The sequence below is a fragment of the Streptomyces sp. AP-93 genome (genome assembly GCF_022808175.1).
Lineage (GTDB): Bacteria > Actinomycetota > Actinomycetes > Streptomycetales > Streptomycetaceae > Streptomyces.
In genome coordinates this window covers 199,199-218,420 of sequence record NZ_JALGBX010000001.1, presented here as the reverse complement: position 1 = coordinate 218,420, position 19,222 = coordinate 199,199, and the positions used below count along the sequence as shown (strand labels likewise).

Sequence of the window (19,222 nt, the reverse complement as noted above, 5' to 3'; positions counted from 1 at the left end):
CCGCCCCCGCCGGGTCGCGGGGGCCGAACGGGCGAATGAGGATGAGGACGCCGAGGCCGGCGCACCCGCGCCCGGCCGCTACGGCTCGCTCAGGAGGTTTACGCGATGACCACCGCCGGAGAGATCATGCACCCCGGGGCCCAGTGGATCCCCGCCACCGAGACCCTGGACCGGGCCGCTCAGCTGATGAGCCGGCTCAATGTGGGCGCGCTGCCCATCAGCGACTCCAATGAACGCCTCTGCGGCATCCTGACCGACCGCGACATCGTCATCGGGTGTGTGGCCAAGGGGCACGACCCGTCGAAGACCACGGCCGGCGACATGGCCCAGGGCACCCCGCGCTGGATCGACGCGGGCGCCGACGTCTCCGAGGTGCTGGAGGAGATGCAGAGCCACCAGATCCGCCGGCTCCCCGTCATCGAGAACAAGCGGCTGGTCGGGATGATCAGCGAGGCCGACCTGGCCAAGCACCTCTCGGAACAGCAGATAGCAGGCTGGGCGGAAGCGGTCTACGCCCGGGGCTAGGCCTCCCCCGGAGCCCCCGGCTCCGCCGCGTACAGGACCGCCCGCGCCACTTGGTGCGGGCGGTCCAGCATGACCAGGTGCCCGGCCGGCTCCGCGACCACGAACCGGGCGCCCAGCGCGTCGGCCAGCGCCGCCTGGCGGCCCAGCCAGCCCAGGTCCGGGCGGCGTGCGCCGGGGTCGTGGCCGGCCAGGACGGTGGCGGGCACGGTCAGCGGCAGCGCCGCGCGCAGCGCCAGCACCTCGGCGGCCGTGTCGGGGTAGCGGGCGTTCTCCAGCAGGGCTCCGCGCCAGACCCGGCCGGTCCGGTAGCAGCGGCGTACGAGGTCCCGCGCGGCCGGGTCCGCGCCGCCCGCGCGGGATGCCCGTACGGCGGTCCGCCGGGCCAGGGGGCCCAGCGCGGCCGGCAGCCCGGCGGCGGTCACGGCCCGGCCGAGCACCCGGGCGGCCCCGGTGCGCAGCCCGGCGGGCAGGACCGTACGGGGCGGCCGCTCCTCCACGCTGCCGTCGACCAGCACCAGGGCCGCGGTGCGCCCGGGGTACAGCCGGGCGAAGGCCTCGGCGTGGAACCCGGCGATGGAGTGCCCGGCCACGGTGACGCGCTCGGCGCCCAGCCCCAGCGCGTCCAGCAGCCCGGCGATCCGGTGCGCCTCCCCGGCCGCGCACGGCGGACGTACGGCGGGGGCACTCAGCCCGTGCCCGGGACGGTCGAACCGGACGACGGTACGGCCGGCGGCGACGAGCAGCTCCGCGACGGCGTCCCAGTCGAACCAGGCCATGGCGAGCCCGGCGCTGAGGACGACGGGAGGTCCGGAACCCTCCACGAGGACGTGCAGCGGTACTCCGTCGGCGGCGGGTCCTGCGGGGCCGGCTGGGAGGCGTACGAACCTTCCGGGAGTTGCCCCGGCCCCGGGTCCGCTCACGTGCGGCGATCCCGGTGGACGGAGTACGCGAGCAGGCCCAGCCAGACCGCCACCAACAGCACCTGGAGCCGCTGCCCGGCGCCGAGCGCCCAGGTGCCGTGCCCGGCGGTGAACAGGGCGATGGAGACCAGGGTCCAGGCTGTGGCGAGCAGTTCGAGTACGACGAGCGCGGGCCCGAATCGCGCGAGGGGGGCGAGGCGGCCGTAGCGGCGGGCGGCGAGCGTGAGGGCCACGATCCCGACGAGCGCTCCGGTCATGGCCAGACTGCTGCTGACGGCGTGCGCCTGATGGGTGGCGGGGACCAGGCCGGCGGTCTCCCGCGCCGCGCATTCGGGGTCCACGGTCGGCGTGCAGCTCAGCGGCAGCCAGGCGTCCGCCGCGGTGGAGGCTCCGAAGAGGGTGATCCCGGACCAGCCGGCGACGGACCAGAGGCGGCGGGGTTCGACGCGCCTGGCGAGGCGGACCAGGGCCAGGACGCCGCCGAAGAAGACGAGGAGGCCGGCGGTGAAGTCGGTGGCCCGGAACAGGCCGCCGAGCGGCTGGTCCTGGGCCGCGAGCTCGCTGACGTACGTCTCGATGGGGTTCAGGCCGGTGGAGAGGACGACTTCGAGGACCCACGCGGTGTAGGCGGCGGCGCCGAGCCCTATGAGGAGGGCCACGGAGCGGGCACCGGCCCCGGCCGTGGCGGCGGGACCCGTCGCGGTGGAGGGGCTGTTCACGGACTTCCAGGATCTCCGGGACTTGACGGGTTTCACGTGCTTGATCGGGTCCCCGGGTTTCCGGGGGCTCAGCGGCGGGACTTTTATGGACATAGTGTGACTAATCCTAAACGCGGCCGGGTCCGGTCCTCCGATCGGATACCCACCCCGGGTAGGGTTCCGCCCATGACCCGCCCAACCTTGCGCACGCAGCGACCAGCAGTCCGGTGGCCCCGGCTGCTGCTCTTCGCCGCGCTGCTGCTGGGCATCGCGGGCATGCACACGCTGGGCCATCCGACTCCGGCCCACGCCATGGAGGACGTGCCGTCGGTCCGTTTCGTTCCCCGGGGCGGCCATCCGCCGTCCGGGGAGGCGCACGGCGGCCGACCGGCCGACGCTCCGGACCTGACGGGCCGGTCGCACACGGTGGCCTCCCCGGACACGGCGGCCGCTGCCGTCGCCGCGGTCGCCACCACCGTCACCACCACCACCACGGCCGCCACCTTCGAGGCCCCGCGCCCTCAGCACTCCGGCATGGACCCCATGTCCGTGTGCCTCGCCGTGCTCGGCGCCCTCACCCTGCTGGTCCTCGGAGCCGGGCTGGCCGGCCCGCGCCGTGCCGCGCCGCTCGGGGGCGCGGCACGCGCGCCGGGCCGGTCCGGCGGTCCGGACCCGCCGCCGCCCCGCGAACTCCTCACCCTGCTGACGGTGCTGCGCGTATAGGCCGGGCTCCGTCGTCGCCCCCGCATGCCTTCGGGGCGGCGGCAGACGGTGCCCATCTGCCTGCCTCACACCATCACGAGGTGTTCCACCATGCGCTCTTCCGTTTCCCCCTCTCCCGCTCCCTCTCCCTCTCCCTCCTCGCCGTCCCGCCGCGCCGTCCTCGGTGCCGGCGCCGCACTCGCAGGCACCGGGCTGCTCGCCGCCTGCTCGGGCTCCGGCATGGCCGGCATGGACCACGGCGCCGGCGCCACGGGCAAGGGGTCCGCCTCCCCCGCCCCCGGCGGCTACGTGGACCCGGCCGGCGCGGAGGTGCAGGCCGCCGAGGCCGCCCGCAAGGCCACGGGCCCGCTCACCGAGGTCCGGCTGACGGCCACCGCCACCCCGCTCGACCTCGGCGCCGGCCGCTCCGTCCGCTCGTGGGCGTACGGGGACAAGCTCCCGGGCCAGGAGGTACGGGTCACCGCGGGCGGCACCCTCGCCCTGACCCTGGCCAACAACCTCCCCGAGGCCACCTCCCTGCACTGGCACGGCCTGGCGCTGCGCAACGACATGGACGGGGTGCCGGGGCTGACCCAGCGGGACATCGCCCCGGGCGGCTCGTTCACGTACAAGTTCGCCGTCCCGCACCCCGGGACGTACTGGTTCCACCCGCACTCCGGCGTCCAGCAGGACCGCGGCCTGTACGCGCCGCTGATCGTCGAGGACCCCAAGGAGCCCCTCTCCTACGACAAGGAGTGGGTGGTCGTACTCGACGACTGGCTCGACGGGGTGGACGGCTCCACCCCCGAGGCCGTGCTCGCCGAACTCCGCAAGGGCATGGACATGAGCTCGAGCGGCGGCGGCCATTCGGGCCACGGCTCCGGTTCCGGCTCAGGCTCAGGTTCCGGTGCCGGCGCCACGGGCACGCCCGCACCCGCCGCGAGCAGCGGTCCGTCGCGGCTCCTCATGGGCGGGGTCAGCGAGGTCCTCGGCAGGGACCCGGGCGATGTCGCGTACCCGCACTACCTGGTCAACGGCCGCACCCCCGAGGACCCTTCGGTCTTCACCGCCCGCCCCGGCGACCGGATCCGGCTCCGGATCATCAACGCGGGCGGGGACACCGCCTTCCGGATCGCCCTGGGCGGCCACGAGTTCACGGTCACCCACACCGACGGCTTCCCCGTGGAGCACGCGGCCGCCCGCTCCCTGCTGCTGGGCATGGGCGAGCGCTACGACGTCCTGGTGACGGCGGGCGACGGGGTGTTCCCGCTGACCGCGCTCGCCGAGGGCAAGGGGGACTCGGCGTCGGCGCTCGCGGTGCTGCGCACCGGTACGGGGGCGGCGCCGACCGCGGCGACCCGGCCCGCCGAGCTGACCGGACGGCCCCTGACGGCGGACGCCCTGAAGGCGGCCGAGCCGGTGGCGCTGGCCGCGCGCGAACCGGACCGCACGGTGCGGATCAAGCTGACCGGCGGGATGGCGAAGTACGACTGGGCCTTCGACGGCAAGCCGTACGCCCCGGACCAGCGGCACCCGGTGAAGGCGGGGGAACGGGTCCGGCTGGAGTTCGACAACTCCACGACGATGTGGCACCCGCTCCACCTGCACGGGCACACCTTCGGCCTCGCCGGCCGGGCGGGCGGGGCCCGCAAGGACACGGCGGTGGTCCTTCCCAACGGCAGGCTGACGGTGGACTTCGACGCCGACAATCCCGGCCTGTGGATGGTCCATTGCCACAACGTCTTCCACGCGGAGGCAGGGATGATGACCGTGCTCGGCTACCAGCGGTAGCCGGATCCCGCCCCGGACCGGGCCGGCGGCGCGCGGTCGTCAGCGCGGCACCGGGCCGGGGCGTTCGGGGCCGAAATGCCCGGCGGGGAGCCGTCCGTCCATGACGGGGGCGCGCACAGTTCACGGATTGGTCTGGTTTCCCTGGGTGTTGCGCGGGATCTCGTCGTGTTGCGTGACCTTGCCGGGGTTGGGCTCGTTCCGTATGTGGGTCCGATGATCGGACTGTAGATCGCCATGGGGGCGGGGGTGTGGGGGTGCGCCGGAAGATCGCGCTGGGTGAGGGGGAGGCCGGGCGGGTGGCGTGCGTGTCCGCCACCGCGTTCCGGGGTCTGGACACCGTCAGCGGTGAGGTCCTGAACACTGCCGCACTCGGTGAGCGGGTGGGCTGGCTGACGACGCTGGTGGAGTCAATGGCCGCCGGGGTGATCGGCGGGCACTGGTCTCGGGCCGAGCTGGCTTTGCTCGCTTCGGGTGTTGCCCGGTCGGGTGAGCGGTTGCCGTCGAACGCGTGGATGGCGATGCGGACGCTGGGCTGGACGGCTGTCGTTCCGGCAGCGCTGTATGTGCCCGACCGGGTCCGCAGGGTCGCTGAGGAGCAGGCCGGGCGGGTCCTGCGGTCGGCTGAATGGCGGGCCGGGCTGGTGGACGCGGTCCTGACCACCTGGCCGGCCGGCGGGGATCCGATGCAACGCACCGTGGAGGAGTGGGCGGCGTTGTGGGCGGCCTGTCCGCAGGGGACTGTGGTGCCCGCGTCCGTCTTCCGTTCCCGCACCCGTCAGGTCCTGCGATTCCTTGCGGTACACCGGCGTCTGCCCGCCGGTCTGTGTGAGCTGGAGGCGGCGCCGGGCGGCGGCCGGCAGGTGGTGCTGGCCGCCGCCGACAAACAGCTCGCCACCCTGACCCGGTGCGAGGACGACCCGGCGCACCATGCGGTGTTGACCGTGCGGCTCCCGGTACGCCACGACCCGCGCACCCGTGCCGACTGGCATCCGGTACGGATCCGTTTCCGCCTGCCACCCACCATCGACAGCGCCGCCGCCCTGCACGCCCCCACCCTGCGCCCGCACGGCGGACGGCTGCGCCTGGATGTCGCCCACACCACCGCCGTCCCCAAGACCCGCCGTGACGGACATGGTCGGGCGGTGGCCTTCGACTACGGGCTCAACACTCTCCTCACCGGCGGCACCCTCACCGTGACCGGCGGCATCCAACCGGCCGTCGTCACGGACGGACAGCCCGTCTTCCTCCGCGTCAACGGGGTACTGGCCAAAGCCGACCGGCTCCGCATCCACGCCGAACACCTGTGGACAAAAGCCGCCCACCTGCAACGCCTCATGGACGGCTGGCGCGCCCCCGGCCGGTGCCCCGACCCCGCAACGGCCGCAAAACTCGACGTGCTGCGCACCGAACACTCACGGGTCAGTAAGCGGCGCCGGCGCCTGAACGCGGAGATCGCCAAGGCGGCCGCCCGGTTCATGGTGGATCACGCCCGTGCCGCACGGGCGTCGGTGATCTATCTGGAGGACCTGCGGGACATGGAGGCCCGCGGCAAGGGCCGCACCCTCAACACCCGCCTCTCCAGCTCGGTACGTGGGCAGATCGTGGCGGACGTGCTCCATCAGGCGGCCCGGCACGGGATCGCCGTGGTCATCGTCCCCGCGCGCGGCACCTCCAGATTCTGTCCCCGCTGCCTGACCGCTTTCCGTCACCACGCCGCCCCCGACAGCACCCGACCGGGCTGGAAATGGGCCACCTGCCCCAATGCACGGTGTGGATACAGCGCGGACCGGGACACCGCCGCCTGGCAGCGCATCGGCGCACGCGGACTGCAAGACCAACACCTGACCGTCCTGGACCCCGCGAGTGGCACGTATGTGATCCGCCGCACGGTTCAGGAGCTGGACCAACCCGTCCAGCACACCAAACCCACCCACCCGGACTCGCCAGAGCCCGGTCCGCAGCGATCCGCTGTGGACCGGACGAAGTCGGGCCCGACGAGAGACCGCCCTGTGCCCAGGCAGCGACGCAGGGTCCCCGCCCCACCCGGAGCACCAGCATCAACTGGCCCGGGTGGAAAGCGTCCGGCGGGGCGGCAGCCCCAGTCACCCACCCACCGCACCCAGCGGCGAGGTGGGCGACAGGCACCGCACACGATGAGCACCCCCAACCGGCACCAGCCGACCGGGGCCAGACTCGGCGCAGGCTTCCACCTGCACACCCACGCCACCCCCACCCGACAACGGGCACGGCGAGACCCGAGACACTTTTCCCAAGGGGCAGAACAACCAACCCCACCCAGGAAAACCTAAGCTCATCTGAGACGCTGGTGATCGTCACGCGCCGATTGCGACCTGAAGGACTATCCGCCGGTATGAGCACCCCGCCGAACCCGCCCAGCACCCCGTCCGGCCCGCCGACGGAGCCCGCGGGGACCCCCGTACCCGAGGCGGCTCCCATACCGGCGCCCATGGTTCCGGCGCAGCCCTCAGACGCGGCACCGGCGGGCGTCGGAGCAGGCGTACCGGCCGCGGCCCCGGAGGCGGCCTCCGCGCCGCAGCCCGCTGCCGCGGCCCCCGCCCCCGCCGGTTCCTTCGCTCCGGTCACCCCCGCCCCGGTGGCCGCCACCGCTCCCCCGGCGCCCGCGTGGGGAGCCCCGTACGGCGCCCCTGGCGCCCCCGCACCCGCCAACCCCTGGGCCACGCCCCCCGGCGGATACGCCGGCGGTTACCCCGGCGGCCCGCAGGGGCCCGGCTTCCCGCCGCCCCCGGCCGCCGCGAACGGCCTGGCCGTCGCCGCCCTGCTCCTCGGGCTGTTCGGCATCTTCGTCGGCCTCATCCCCTTCTTCTTCTGGGCCGGCGCCCTGCTCGCGGTGACCGGCGTCGGCATCGGCATCGCGGCGATCCTCAAGGCCCGCCGCGGCGCCCCGCGCCGCACCATGGCCGCGGTCGGCACCGCCCTGAGCCTCCTCGGCCTCGGCGCCTCGGTCGGCGGCTGGTTCATCACCACGACCGTCATCGACAAGCTCGACAAGAAGGCCTCCGAGGACCGCGTCTACGGCGAGTACTACTACGACGACGAGCCCAGCTCCCCCCGCACCCCGGCGAGCCCGACGCCCAAGCCCTCGCCCTCCGACATCCCGGGCATCACCTCGGCCCTGGCCTGGGGCAAGCCCTACACCTACGAGGACGGCGTCCAGGTCACCGTGCAGCGCGCGGTCCCGTACGAGCCGTCCTCGACGGCCTACCCGCCCGAAGCCCGCAACGGCAACGCGGTCAAGGTGACGGTGAAGATCGTCAACAAGACGGAGACGGCGCTCGACGTCAGCCTGGCCCTGCCGCACGCCCGCGACGACCAGGGCACCGAGGCCGAGATGGCCTTCGACGGCTCCGTGCCGAAGATGTTCAACGGCTCGGTCATGGCCGGCGAGTCGATGACGGGCACCTTCGCCTTCGTCGTCCCCGAGGGCACCAAGAGCCTGCATTTCGAGATCTCGCCCGGCACCGAGTACGACGACGCGATCTGGAGCGGCCCGATCGGCTGAACCGGCGACTCCCAGGACATCGCGTCAGAAAGACGATTAGACTGGGCCGCGTGCCTCAACTACGCCTCGCTCTGAATCAGATCGACTCGCAGGTCGGCAACATCGCCGCCAACGCCGACTCGGTCGTCCACTGGACCCGGCACTCCGCCGAACAGGGCGCCCACCTGGTGGCGTTTCCGGAAATGGTGCTGACCGGGTACCCCGTCGAGGACCTCGCCCTGCGCGGCTCCTTCGTCGAAGCGTCCCGCCGGGCGCTGCAGGCCCTCGCGCGGCGCCTGGCGGACGAGGGCTTCGGGGACCTCCCGGTCGTCGTCGGCTACCTCGACCGTACGGAGAAGGCCGCGCCCCGGCTCGGCCGCCCGGCGGGCTCCCCGGAGAACGCGGCCGCCGTGCTGTACGGCGGGCAGGTCGTCCTGCGCTTCGGCAAGCACCACCTCCCCAACTACGGAGTCTTCGACGAGTTCCGGTACTTCGTGCCGGGCGACACCCAGCCGGTGATCCGGGTGCGGGGCGTGGACGTGGCCCTGGCCATCTGCGAGGACCTCTGGCAGGAGGGCGGGCGCGTCCCCGCCACCCGCTCCGCCGGGGCCGGGCTGCTGATCTCCATCAACGCCTCCCCGTACGAGCGCAACAAGGACGACCTCCGCCTGGAGCTGGTGCGCAAACGCGCCCAGGAAGCCGGCTGCACCCTCGCCTACCTGGCGATGATCGGCGGCCAGGACGAGCTGGTCTTCGACGGGGACTCGATCGTCGTCGACTCCGCGGGCGAGGTCATCGCCCGCGCCCCGCAGTTCTCCGAGGGCTGTGTCCTGGTCGACCTGGAGCTGCCGGCCGCCTCGGCCACCCCCGTCGGGGGCACCGTCGACGACGGTCTGCGCATCGACCGCGTGATCCTCACCGAGGAGCCGGTGGAGCCGTACGAACCGGTCGTGACGGGCGGCTACGCCGACCGGCTGGACGACGACGAGGAGATCTACGACGCGCTGGTCGTGGGTCTGCGCGCGTACGTACGGAAGAACGGCTTCCGCTCGGTCCTGGTCGGCCTCTCCGGCGGCATCGACTCCGCGCTCGTCGCCGCCATCGCGTGCGACGCGATCGGCGCGCAGAACGTGCACGGCGTCTCGATGCCCTCCAAGTACTCCTCGGAGCACTCCCGGGGCGACGCGGCCGAGCTGGCGGCGCGGACCGGCCTGAACTTCCGGACCGTGTCGATCGAGCCGATGTTCGACGCGTACATGGGTGCGCTGGGCCTGACCGGACTCGCCGAGGAGAACCTCCAGTCCCGGCTGCGCGGCACCCTGCTGATGGCGCTCTCCAACCAGGAGGGCCACATCGTGCTGGCCCCGGGCAACAAGTCGGAGCTGGCCGTCGGCTACTCCACCCTGTACGGGGACTCCGTGGGCGCCTACGGCCCGATCAAGGACGTCTACAAGACGGACGTCTTCCGCCTCGCCGAGTACCGCAACCGGGCGGCGGCCGAGCGCGGCGAGGCCCCGCCGATCCCGGAGAACTCCATCGTCAAGCCGCCGAGCGCCGAGCTGCGCCCGGGGCAGGTGGACACGGACTCGCTGCCGGACTACCCCGTGCTCGACGGGATCCTGGAGCTGTACGTGGACCGCGACCAGGGCCTGGAGGCGGTCGTCGCGGCCGGTTACGACCGCGAGCTCGTCGCGAAGACCCTGCGCATGGTGGACACCGCCGAGTACAAGCGCCGTCAGTACCCGCCGGGCACGAAGATCTCCGCGAAGGGCTTCGGCAAGGACCGCCGGCTGCCCATCACGAACGGCTGGCGCGAGCAGGCGTAACGCCCGCGCGGTGACGTGGTGCCGGGCCCCCGGCACCACGTCACGCTGTCGGCCTACTGGTCGGCGGGACTCCGGAGTCGGGCGACCACCATCAGGGCCCCGGCCGTCACCAGCAACGCCAGCCCCCCGATCGGCGAGGACGCCAGGTTCCGGTCGACGGCGCCGGTCAGCACCCGTTGCAGGCCCAAGAAGAGCACCGTCACCACCGCCGCCTGTACGAACTGGGGCAGGGGCTGACGCGCCAGCCGGTGCAGCACGGACGTGCCCGCCATGGACATGAGCGGCAGCATGATGCACAGGATGAACAGGGCGGCCGCGCCCAGCCACGCCCACGAGGTGACCGTCCACCCCCAGCGGTCGTCCAGGTACTTCGACACGCCGAACCGGGGGTCCGCGAACCCGCCGAGTTCCGGTGCCGACGGCGCCCAGAGCACCTCGTACGTCTTCCCTGTGTGCGGTTCCGCGAGGGTCTCGACGTCACGGGCGGTGATCCTGGTCCCGTCCGGGGTCCGCAGGAGCAGCGTCGAGCGGTATCCCTTCGGCTTCTTGCGTTCGTAGCGGGCACGCACCTGCGCGACCTCGACCACGGTCCCGCTGGTGACCACCGGGCCCGCCTCTTTCACGGCGCGGACCGTGCCGTCGCCGCTCGCCGTACCGATCACCGTGAGCGCCGCCGTCGCCACGATCAGCGCGAGCAGCGCTGCCGAATGGCGCATCCACACCGCGGCCGCGCCCGCGGACTCGGCCGGCGCCGGCTCCTCGGCCGCCCGGCCCGTCCCGCGCCGCAACGCCGGCAACGTCAGCGCCCGCCCCCAGAGGGCGGCCACGCCGGTCCAGCCGAGCACGAGCACGCCCGTGTACGGCGGCAGCGCACCTCGGTGCAGCCCGAGCGCCCAGACCCCGGCCGCCGTGAAGGCCAGCCAGGCGAGCACGGTGAACGAACGGAACACCCAGGTCAGCACTACGATCCCGCCCCCGATTCAAAAAACGTCAGGAGAGTATCGCAGGGGCTGCCTTACGGCTTGACGGTGACCCGGGCCGCGATGGGCAGGTGGTCGCTGCCCGTGCGGGGCAGGGTCCAGGAGGCCTCGGGGGTGACCCCGCGGACCAGGATCTGGTCGATGCGGGCCATCGGGAACTGCGCGGGCCAGCTGAAGCCGAAGCCGTCGCCGGACGCGCCCTGGGTGGAACGCAGCTGCGAGGTGACCTCGGACAGGGCCCGGTCGTTGACGGTTCCGTTGAGGTCGCCGAGCAGGATGACCCGATGCAACGGTTCGGAGGCGAGCGCGGCGCCGAGGGCGTCGGCGCTGTTGTCGCGCTGGTTGGCGGTGAAGCCGGCGTTGAGCTTGACGCGGACCGAGGGGAGGTGGGCCACGAAGGCGGCTACCTCTCCGTGGGGGGTCTTGACGGTGGCGCGCATGGCCCGGGTCCAGCCCATCTTGATGTCGACGGGCCTGCTGGAGACCACCGGGTACTTGCTCCAGAGCCCGACGGTGCCTTCGACGGAGTGGTACTTGTACGTACCCGCGAGGGCCTTCTCGTAGACGGGGACGGCGCTGCCCTTGAGCTCGGTCAGGGCCAGGACGTCGGCCCCGGCCCCGGCGACCGAGGCGGCGGTGCCGGCGGGGTCGGCGTTGTCGGCGTCGACGTTGTGGGTGGCGACCGTGAGGTTGCCGCCGGCCTGCGCCTTGTCGGTGACCAGGCCGCCGAAGAGGTTCACCCAGACCGCGGCGGTCAGCAGTATCGCGATCAGCGCGGTCGCGGACCTGCGGAAGAGCGCGGCGGCGAACAGCACCGGGACGGCCAGGCCCAGCCAGGGCAGGAAGGTCTCGGTGAGGCTGCCGAGGTTGCCGATGTCGTTGGGCAGCTCGGCGTGGAAGATCATGACGAGCGAGATCAGCACGGCGAGCGCGGCGAGCACGATCCCCCGGCGCCAGATGCCCGGATCCCGGCGCAGCTCGGCCAGCCGGCGCCGGAGACCCGCCCGGGAGGGCTCGGGCTCCGAACCGTCGCTCCCCGTCTCCGTCATGTACGCCTGTGCCATGCCACTGCCCTCACTGCCGTGCTCGCGCTCCGTCCCCGCCTCTTGACCCTAGGCGATGCACGGAGCGTTCCGTGCCGATTGTCTCGGCCGTACGTCCGGGAGGACGAACTACCGAGCGGCCGGGGTTCCGCTTGTCACCAAACGCGCACATTGCCCGTGGCGCGGCCGCCGTGACGAACCGGACCTCGTGCCACTTCCCGCCGCGGCCCGGAGAGTGCCACCATGGTGGTGAGTCCGGGGACGCCGTAAGGGCGCCTCGAGATGAACATCAAGGAGCAGTTGCAATGACGCATGCCGTTTCGCCTGCCCGCGAAGCCTCCTCCCCCACCCTGTACGGAGGCTCGGGCACCCGGCGCATCACCGTCCGCGACCTCACCCTCGCCAAGGAACGCGGCGAGAAGTGGCCCATGCTCACCGCCTACGACGCCATGACGGCGTCCGTGTTCGACGAGGCCGGCATCCCGGTCATGCTCGTCGGCGACTCGATGGGCAACTGCCACCTCGGCTACGAGACCACCGTCCCGGTGACGATGGACGAGATGACCCTGCTGTCGGCAGCCGTCGTGCGCGGCACCAGCCGGGCCCTGATCATCGGGGACCTCCCCTTCGGCTCCTACCAGGAGGGCCCCGTACAGGCGCTGCGCAGCGCCACCCGGCTCGTCAAGGAGGCCGGGGTCGGAGCGGTGAAGCTGGAGGGCGGCGAGCGCTCGCTGCGCCAGACCGAGCTGATCGTGCAGTCGGGCATTCCGGTCATGTCCCACCTGGGCCTGACCCCGCAGTCCGTGAACGCCATGGGCTACCGGGTGCAGGGCCGCGGCGACGAGGCCGCCCACCAGCTGCTGCGCGACGCGAAGGCGGCGCAGGACGCGGGCGCCTTCGCGGTGGTGCTGGAGCTGGTCCCGGCCGAGCTGGCCGCCGAGGTCACCCGGTCCCTGCACATTCCGACGGTCGGCATCGGCGCGGGCGCGGAGTGCGACGCGCAGGTGCTGGTGTGGACGGACATGATGGGGCTGACCGGCGGGAAGATGCCGAAGTTCGTCAAGCAGTACGCGAACCTCCGCGCGACCATGGGCGACGCGGCGAAGGCCTTCGCCGAGGACGTGGTCGGCGGAACGTTCCCGCAGGAAGAGCACGCCTTCCACTAAGCGGATGGCCGGCCGACGGCCTGCCCGCGGATCGCGCCGATGTCCTGTCGGTGCTCCGCGGGCGGGCTGTCGGTGCTCCGCGGGCGGGCTGTCGGTGGCTTGTCGGTGGGTTGTCAGTGCCGTCTGTTCCCATGGTGGACATGACGCGAAACGACAAGAATCCCCTGAACGGCTCGCACGCCGTAGAGGTCCGGGGGCTGGTCAAGCACTACGGCGAGACCAAAGCCCTCGATGGTGTGGACCTCGATGTCCGCGAGGGAACCGTCCTCGGGGTCCTCGGCCCCAACGGCGCGGGCAAGACCACCCTGGTCCGCATCCTCTCCACCCTGATCACCCCCGACGCCGGCACCGCCCGGGTCGCCGGCTTCGACGTGGTCCGCCAGCCGCGGCAGCTGCGCCGGACCATAGGCCTGACCGGCCAGTACGCCTCGGTCGACGAGAAGCTCTCCGGCTGGGAGAACCTCTACATGATCGGCCGGCTGCTGGACCTGTCCCGCAAGGACTCCCGCAGCCGCGCCGACGAGCTGCTGGAGCGGTTCTCCCTCACGGACGCCGCCAAGAAGGCCGTGATGACCTACTCCGGCGGCATGCGGCGCCGACTCGACCTGGCCGCCTCGATGATCGGCAGCCCGGCCGTGCTGTACCTGGACGAGCCGACCACCGGTCTGGACCCCCGTACCCGCAACGAGGTGTGGGACGAGGTGCAGCGGATGGTCGCAGAGGGGGCCACCGTCCTGCTCACCACCCAGTACATGGAGGAGGCCGAGCAGCTCGCCAACGAGCTGACGGTCATCGACAAGGGCAAGGTCATCGCCAAGGGCAAGGTCGACGAGCTGAAGGCCCGCGTCGGCGGCCGGACCCTGCGGATCCGCCCCACCGACCCGTCCGACCTGCCGGGCATGGCCCGCTCGCTGGCGGAGGCCGGTCTGGACGGGGTGGCCGGTTCCCAGGCCGTCCCGGACGAGGGTGCCCTGCTGGTGCCGATCCTGGCCGACGAGCAGCTGACCGCGGTGGTGGGCCTGCTGGCGGCCCGCGGGTACGGGATCTCCGACATCAGCACCTACCTGCCCAGCCTGGACGAGGTGTTCCTGTCCATCACCGGGCAGAAGCCCACCGCCGAGGACTCCATCCCCCACCAGCAGACCGAGGAGGTCGCGGCATGAGCACCGTAACCACGACGAAGCCCAGCCCCACCGCGGCCGCCCCGGCCGCCGGGCCCGTCCCCCCGGACGAGGGCCGGATCGGCCTGCGGGGCAACCTGCGCCACATCGGCGCCCTGGCCCGGCGCAACATCCTGCAGATCAAGCAGGACCCGGAGTCGATGTTCGACGTCCTGTTCATGCCGATCATCTTCACGCTGCTGTTCGTCTTCGTCTTCGGCGGCGCGATCTCCGGCAAGGGCAACCAGGGCGACTACGTCAACTACGTGGTACCGGGCCTGATGGCGATGATGGGCATGAACATCGCCATGGGTGTGGGAACCGGAGTCAACGACGACTTCAAGAAGGGCGTGATGGACCGCTTCCGGTCCATGCCGATCGCCCGTTCCTCGGTGCTCATCGCCAAGATCGTGGTCGAGCTCGGCCGGATGATGGTGGCCATCGCGATCCTGCTCGGCATGGGCTTCCTGCTCGGCCTGTCCATCGAGTCCTCGGTGCTCGACCTGTTCCTCGCCATCGGGCTGTCGGCGGTCTTCGGCGCCTCGCTGATGTGGATCTTCATCCTGCTGGGTCTCACCATGAAGACCCCCCAGGCCGTCCAGGGCGTGGCGATGCTGGTCCTGATGCCGCTGCAGTTCGGCAGCTCGATCTTCGCCCCGCCGACGACGATGCCCGGCTGGCTGCAGAGCTTCACCGACGTCAACCCGCTGTCCAACCTGGCCGACGCGGCCCGGTCCCTGATCAACGGGACCCCGCTCGGCAACTCCGTGTGGATCACGCTGGCCTGGTCGGTCGGCATCACGCTGGTGACGATGCCGCTCGCCGTGCGGAAGTTCCGCCAGAAGACCTGATCCGCGGACCGGTCCGTTCCGGATCGCGTCCCGGGCGGACCCACGTCGTCGATGCGGGCGACCACCGGGTCAGACGAGGGCGGTGGCCTCCTCCAGGGTGAGGCCGCCGCCTTCGGCGTACGCCGCCTCGTACGCGGCGTCGCCGAGCGCGGCCCGGGCCAGGCGCTCGGCCAGTTCGGCGTCCGCGCGCTCGAGGGTGACCGGGAAGTGGGCGGGCGGCAGCAGCGCGTGGTAGGCGCCGATGAGCCGCGCGGCGTCGTACGCCCGGACCTGGCCGCCGAGTTGCGCGAGGGAGCGGGCTCCGGTGATCAGGTACGCGGCCGGGAGGTGGGGGGCGAGCATCATGGAGAGCGGGTCCCGGACGGCTTCCATCGCCTGGCGGAGCCGGGCGACGGCGTCCTCGTACCGGCCCTCCTCGTTGTCGATCCAGGCCAGCAGGCCGAGCAGGAAGCCGTCGAACATGGCGAACGCGCCGACGGCGAACTCCTCGCGCAGGGACTGGAGCTGGGCGCGCGCCTCGGAGAGGCGGCCGGTGCGGCCGTAGATGCAGGCGAGGAACATCTGGGCCGCGGGCACGGCCTCGTTGCCGAACTGGTGGATGGCGCCGGCGAGCAGGCCGGTGAGGATCTCCTCGGCCTCCTCCAGGAGACCGTCCTCGGCGAGGGTCCCGGCCATCCGCACCTGCAACACCGTGACCTGGGCCTTGGCCCCGAGCCGCCGGGCGTACTCGATCGCGGCGCGGTAGTCCTGGGCGGCCAGGACGTACTCCCCGCGCTTCTCCCGGGCCTCGGCGCGGGCGGAGAGGGCTTCGGCGCAGCCCCAGTCGTCGCCGAGGGACGCGTAGAGGGCGAGGCTCTCCTCGGCGTCGCGCGACGCGCTGCCGGCCCCGTCGGCGCGGTTGGCGAGGACGTTGGCCCGGAGCTGGAGGGCGGAGGCCAGCTCCCAGCGGTAGCCGAGCGCGCGGGCCGTCTCGACGGTCTCCTCGGTGGCGCGGTGGAGCAGTTCGGCGTCCCCGGAGATCATGACGGCGTAGATCCACAGGAAGGAAGGGGCCCGGCAGGTCTGTGGCAGCCCCGGGCGGTAGGCGGCGACCACGCCCTCGGCCTGGGCGCGGACCTCCGGGGTGGACCAGGTGGCGCTGATCTGGTCGCGGGCGACCAGACACAGCAGCTGGATGCCGCGCCAGGCCTCGGTGAGCAGCTCGCCCTCGTAGGGCGGGGGCGTGTCGACGATCTGCTCGTACACGGGCTCGGCGGGGACGACGGGCGCGGCGAAGGGGTCCGGGCCGAGGGCTGCGGCGGCACCCGCCCAGTGGCGGGTCTCGGCGCGCAGATCGTGCATGTGCCAGTACCAGCCGAGGGAGTGCACGAGGCAGAGCACCTCGCCCACGTCCTTGGCGGCGACGGCGCGGCGCAGGGCGGTGCGCAGGTTCTCGTACTCGGTGGCCAGCCGGTCCGCGGCGGCACGCTGGCCGTGGCCGCGCAGCAGCGGCTCGGTGGTGCGGGCGAGTTCGCGGTAGTGGGTGAGGTGGCGGTGCTCGGTCTCCGCCCGGTCCTCGCCGGCCTCGGCGAGGCGGTCGGCCGCGTACTCGGCGACGGTCTCCAGGAGGCGGAAGCGCATGCCGGCGGGGCCGTCGGGGGCGGCGACGACGAGGGACTTGTCCACGAGGGATCCGAGCAGGTCGGCGACGTCCCCGCCGTCGAGGTATCCCCCGTCCGCGCAGACGGCCTCGGCGGCGTCGAGGTCGCAGCCGCCGGCGAAGACGGACAGCCGTCGCAGGACGGCCCGTTCGGGCTCGTCGAGGAGGTCCCAGGACCAGTCGACCACCGCGCGCAGGGTCTGCTGGCGGGGCAGGTGGGTGCGCGAGCCGCCGGTCAGCAGCCTGAACCGGTCGTCCAGCCGGTCGGCGATCTGACGGGGGGTGAGCAGCCGCAGCCGGGCGGCGGCCAGCTCGATGGCGAGCGGCATCCCGTCGAGCCGGCGGCAGATCTCCGCGGCGGCGTCCGGGTCCTCGTCCACGGTGAACCCCGCCCGGGCGGCGGCCCCGCGGTCGCCGAGCAGCCGGAGCGCGACGGGGTCGGGCAGCGGCTCCACCGGGCGCAGCGTCTCGCCGGGCACGCCGAGGGGTTCACGGCTGGTGGCCAGGATCTGTACGCCGGGGCAGCGTGCGAGCACTTCTTCGGCGAGGCGGGCGGCGGCGTCGACGACGTGCTCGCAGTTGTCGAGGATCAGCAGCATCCGGCGCCGCCCGCAATGCTCTGCGAGGCGGTCGAGGGGGTGGTCGCCGCCGCGCTCGGTCAGGACCCGCATCTCTTCGGCGGAGCCGCCGCGCAGCTTGGTCTCCCGCGCCCCGAGCGCGGCGAGCACGGCCTCGGCGACGTCCTCCGGGTCGTCCACGGGAGCCAGCTCCACGAACCACACCCCGTCGGCCCAGGCGGGGGCGGATCCTCCCGGGAGCGTGCCGAGGGCGGGGGGCGCGTCCGGCGTGCCGCGGCCGGCCCGAGCGTGTGCCTCGGCGGCCTCCTGCGACAGCCGGGTCTTGCCGGCGCCGCCGGGGCCGAGCAGGGTGACGAGCCGCGACCGGGCGAGGTCGTCCCCGATGACCCGGATGTCCTCCTCCCGCCCGACGAAGGTGGTCAGCCGCATCCGCAGGTTGCCCGCGCCCGGTCCGGTCGGCACCTGACCGGCCCCGGGCACCGCGGCGGCCCCGTGGGGGTCCCGGCTGCCCGGCCCGCCCGTGTGGGGGTCGCCGCTGCCCGGCCCGCCCGTGTACGCGTGCCCGCTGTCCGGCCCGCCCGCGTAGGGGTCCCCACTGTCCGGGCCGCCGGAACCGGAGCCACCCGGCCCGGCGGTACGGCCGGAGATGGATCCGGCAGGTCCGGCCGGGGAGCCGGAGCCGGAGCCCGATCCCGCAGGTCCAGCCGGGTAGCCGGCTCCGTCCGGTGCGGCCGGGGAGCCGGAGCCCGCCCGGTCGGGACCGGTGGTCCCGGGCGGCGCCGAGGAGGGTCGGTGCGGCTCGGCCGGGGTGCCGGGCCGGCCGTCCTGGCCGGGGCCCGGCACGGGCCCGCCGGGTCCGGCCGGGGCGGCCGAGGGGCCCTGTCCGGTCCCGGCGGGCACACCGGACCCGGCCGGCTCCGTCCGGCCTGTCGAGTCCTCGGCGGGGTGGCCGGGCCCCCGGTCGGGAGCGGATCCGCCCCGCCCCGTCCGGGCGGGCAGGTCGGTCCGGCCGGTCCCGGCCGTCGGCGCCGGAGGAAGCGGCCCGGGTCCGGCCGCGGGGTCGGAGTGACCCTGTACGGCCGGCGTCCCGGGAAGCGGCCCGGGGCCCGCCGTCGGGTCGGTCAGCAAGACCGTGTGGAGGGCGCGGAGGGCGGGGCCGGGGGTGGTGCCCAGGCGGGTGGCGAGGTCCCGGCGGACTTCGTCGTAAGCGGCCAGCGCCTCCGCCGGGCGGCCCGCGTCGCGCAGCGCCCGGATGCGCAGGGCCTGCAGGAGTTCGTCCAGCGGCAGCCCCGCGCACAGCGCGGTCAGCTCCGGCAGGACCCGCTCCGCCTCCCCCAGCGCCAGCGCCGCGTGCAGGCGGCCCCGGCGCGCGTCGAGCCGTAGCGCCTCCCAGCGGGCGGCCTCCGGCCCGGAACCCGGCAGGGAGCTCAGCGGCTCGCCCCGCCACAGGGCGAGGGCCTCGTCGTACAGGGCGGCCGCCTCCGCCGGGGAGGCCTGCGCCGCCGCCCGCGCGAGCCGCTCGAAGCGGTAGAGGTCGATGTCGTCCCGGGCGGCGACGAGCCAGTAGCCGCCTTCCCCGGACCCCACCGCCTCGCGCCCCAGCGCCCTGCGCAGCCGCCCCACCAACGCCTGGAGCGCCGCGGGGCCGTCCGCGGGCGGGTCGCCGTCCCACACCTCGTCGACGAGCGAGGCCACCGGCACCGCCCGCCCCGGCCGCAGCGCGAGCGCGGTCAGGAGCGCGCGCAGCCGCGCTCCGCCGACGGGTACGGTGCTCCCGTCGTCGCGGATGGCCTGGGTGGTGCCGAGCATCGCGTAACGCACCG

At 73.6% G+C, this 19,222-nt stretch carries 14 protein-coding genes; 9 read left to right on the top strand and 5 right to left on the bottom strand.

Features of this window, described 5'->3' with window-relative positions:
* Positions 1–105: 105 nt before the first annotated feature.
* Positions 106–525 carry a CBS domain-containing protein gene (locus tag MTF69_RS01030; RefSeq protein WP_243329668.1) on the top strand — a complete coding sequence of 140 codons (420 nt, stop codon included), beginning with the start codon at positions 106–108 and terminating at the stop codon, positions 523–525.
* Here the strand turns inward: MTF69_RS01030 and MTF69_RS01025 are convergent.
* Complete coding sequence (locus MTF69_RS01025; RefSeq protein WP_374321916.1) at positions 522–1,445, bottom strand: alpha/beta fold hydrolase; 924 nt, start codon at positions 1,443–1,445, stop codon at positions 522–524. The genes MTF69_RS01030 and MTF69_RS01025 overlap by 4 nt on opposite strands.
* Positions 1,442–2,104 (bottom strand): DUF998 domain-containing protein, encoded by a 663-nt coding sequence (locus MTF69_RS01020; protein WP_243330421.1) that lies wholly within the window; start codon positions 2,102–2,104, stop codon positions 1,442–1,444. Before MTF69_RS01020 ends, MTF69_RS01025 begins: the two co-directional genes overlap by 4 nt.
* Positions 2,105–2,329: 225 nt before the next feature.
* On the opposite strand from MTF69_RS01020, the gene MTF69_RS01015 reads away from it, so the two are divergent.
* From MTF69_RS01015 to MTF69_RS00990, 5 genes are all read left to right on the top strand, one after another.
* Positions 2,330–2,866 (top strand): hypothetical protein, encoded by a 537-nt coding sequence (locus MTF69_RS01015; protein WP_243329666.1) that lies wholly within the window; start codon positions 2,330–2,332, stop codon positions 2,864–2,866.
* A gap of 90 nt (positions 2,867–2,956) precedes the next feature.
* Positions 2,957–4,636, top strand: a complete 1,680-nt coding sequence (locus MTF69_RS01010; RefSeq protein ID WP_243329665.1) for a multicopper oxidase family protein — start codon at positions 2,957–2,959, stop codon at positions 4,634–4,636.
* Positions 4,637–4,890: 254 nt separating this feature from the next.
* Positions 4,891–6,945 (top strand): transposase, encoded by a 2,055-nt coding sequence (locus tag MTF69_RS01005; RefSeq protein WP_243329664.1) that lies wholly within the window; start codon positions 4,891–4,893, stop codon positions 6,943–6,945.
* 62 nt (positions 6,946–7,007) lie between these two features.
* On the top strand, positions 7,008–8,177 hold the full coding sequence (locus tag MTF69_RS42720; protein WP_279345217.1) for a DUF4352 domain-containing protein: 1,170 nt from the start codon (positions 7,008–7,010) through the stop codon (positions 8,175–8,177).
* Positions 8,178–8,227: 50 nt separating this feature from the next.
* The gene (locus tag MTF69_RS00990) at positions 8,228–9,982 is read left to right on the top strand and encodes an NAD+ synthase (RefSeq protein WP_243330417.1); all 1,755 of its coding nucleotides are present in this window, start codon (positions 8,228–8,230) and stop codon (positions 9,980–9,982) included.
* A gap of 53 nt (positions 9,983–10,035) precedes the next feature.
* Here MTF69_RS00990 and MTF69_RS00985 read toward each other — a convergent pair whose 3' ends face one another.
* Together MTF69_RS00985 and MTF69_RS00980 are read right to left on the bottom strand one after the other, a co-directional pair.
* Positions 10,036–10,944: a hypothetical protein gene (locus tag MTF69_RS00985; RefSeq protein ID WP_243329663.1), complete on the bottom strand. Its 909-nt coding sequence runs from the start codon at positions 10,942–10,944 to the stop codon at positions 10,036–10,038.
* A gap of 53 nt (positions 10,945–10,997) precedes the next feature.
* The gene (locus MTF69_RS00980) at positions 10,998–12,026 is read right to left on the bottom strand and encodes an endonuclease/exonuclease/phosphatase family protein (protein WP_243329662.1); all 1,029 of its coding nucleotides are present in this window, start codon (positions 12,024–12,026) and stop codon (positions 10,998–11,000) included.
* Positions 12,027–12,310: 284 nt separating this feature from the next.
* On the opposite strand from MTF69_RS00980, the gene panB reads away from it, so the two are divergent.
* From panB to MTF69_RS00965, 3 genes are all read left to right on the top strand, one after another.
* A complete protein-coding gene (panB, locus tag MTF69_RS00975; RefSeq protein ID WP_243329661.1) occupies positions 12,311–13,171 on the top strand; it encodes a 3-methyl-2-oxobutanoate hydroxymethyltransferase in 861 nt (286 codons plus the stop codon).
* A gap of 131 nt (positions 13,172–13,302) precedes the next feature.
* Positions 13,303–14,334 carry an ATP-binding cassette domain-containing protein gene (locus MTF69_RS00970; RefSeq protein WP_243329660.1) on the top strand — a complete coding sequence of 344 codons (1,032 nt, stop codon included), beginning with the start codon at positions 13,303–13,305 and terminating at the stop codon, positions 14,332–14,334.
* Positions 14,331–15,182 (top strand): ABC transporter permease, encoded by an 852-nt coding sequence (locus MTF69_RS00965; protein WP_243329658.1) that lies wholly within the window; start codon positions 14,331–14,333, stop codon positions 15,180–15,182. Before MTF69_RS00970 ends, MTF69_RS00965 begins: the two co-directional genes overlap by 4 nt.
* Before the next feature lie 69 nt (positions 15,183–15,251).
* On the opposite strand, the gene MTF69_RS00960 is transcribed toward MTF69_RS00965, so the two are convergent.
* On the bottom strand, positions 15,252–19,208 hold the full coding sequence (locus tag MTF69_RS00960) for a BTAD domain-containing putative transcriptional regulator (protein ID WP_243330415.1): 3,957 nt from the start codon (positions 19,206–19,208) through the stop codon (positions 15,252–15,254).
* Positions 19,209–19,222: the final 14 nt, after the last annotated feature.

What these genes read in the sequence shown, in the direction of transcription:
- MTF69_RS01030 (WP_243329668.1), top strand. Translation starts at nt 106, where the DNA reads ATGACCACCGCCGGAGAGATCATGCACCCCGGGGCCCAGTGGATCCCC.
- MTF69_RS01015 (WP_243329666.1), top strand. Translation starts at nt 2,330, where the DNA reads ATGACCCGCCCAACCTTGCGCACGCAGCGACCAGCAGTCCGGTGGCCC.
- MTF69_RS01010 (WP_243329665.1), top strand. Translation starts at nt 2,957, where the DNA reads ATGCGCTCTTCCGTTTCCCCCTCTCCCGCTCCCTCTCCCTCTCCCTCC.
- MTF69_RS42720 (WP_279345217.1), top strand. Translation starts at nt 7,008, where the DNA reads ATGAGCACCCCGCCGAACCCGCCCAGCACCCCGTCCGGCCCGCCGACG.
- MTF69_RS00980 (WP_243329662.1), bottom strand. Translation starts at nt 12,026, where the DNA reads ATGGCACAGGCGTACATGACGGAGACGGGGAGCGACGGTTCGGAGCCC.
- panB (WP_243329661.1), top strand. Translation starts at nt 12,311, where the DNA reads ATGACGCATGCCGTTTCGCCTGCCCGCGAAGCCTCCTCCCCCACCCTG.
- MTF69_RS00970 (WP_243329660.1), top strand. Translation starts at nt 13,303, where the DNA reads ATGGTGGACATGACGCGAAACGACAAGAATCCCCTGAACGGCTCGCAC.
- MTF69_RS00965 (WP_243329658.1), top strand. Translation starts at nt 14,331, where the DNA reads ATGAGCACCGTAACCACGACGAAGCCCAGCCCCACCGCGGCCGCCCCG.
- MTF69_RS00960 (WP_243330415.1), bottom strand. Translation starts at nt 19,208, where the DNA reads ATGCTCGGCACCACCCAGGCCATCCGCGACGACGGGAGCACCGTACCC.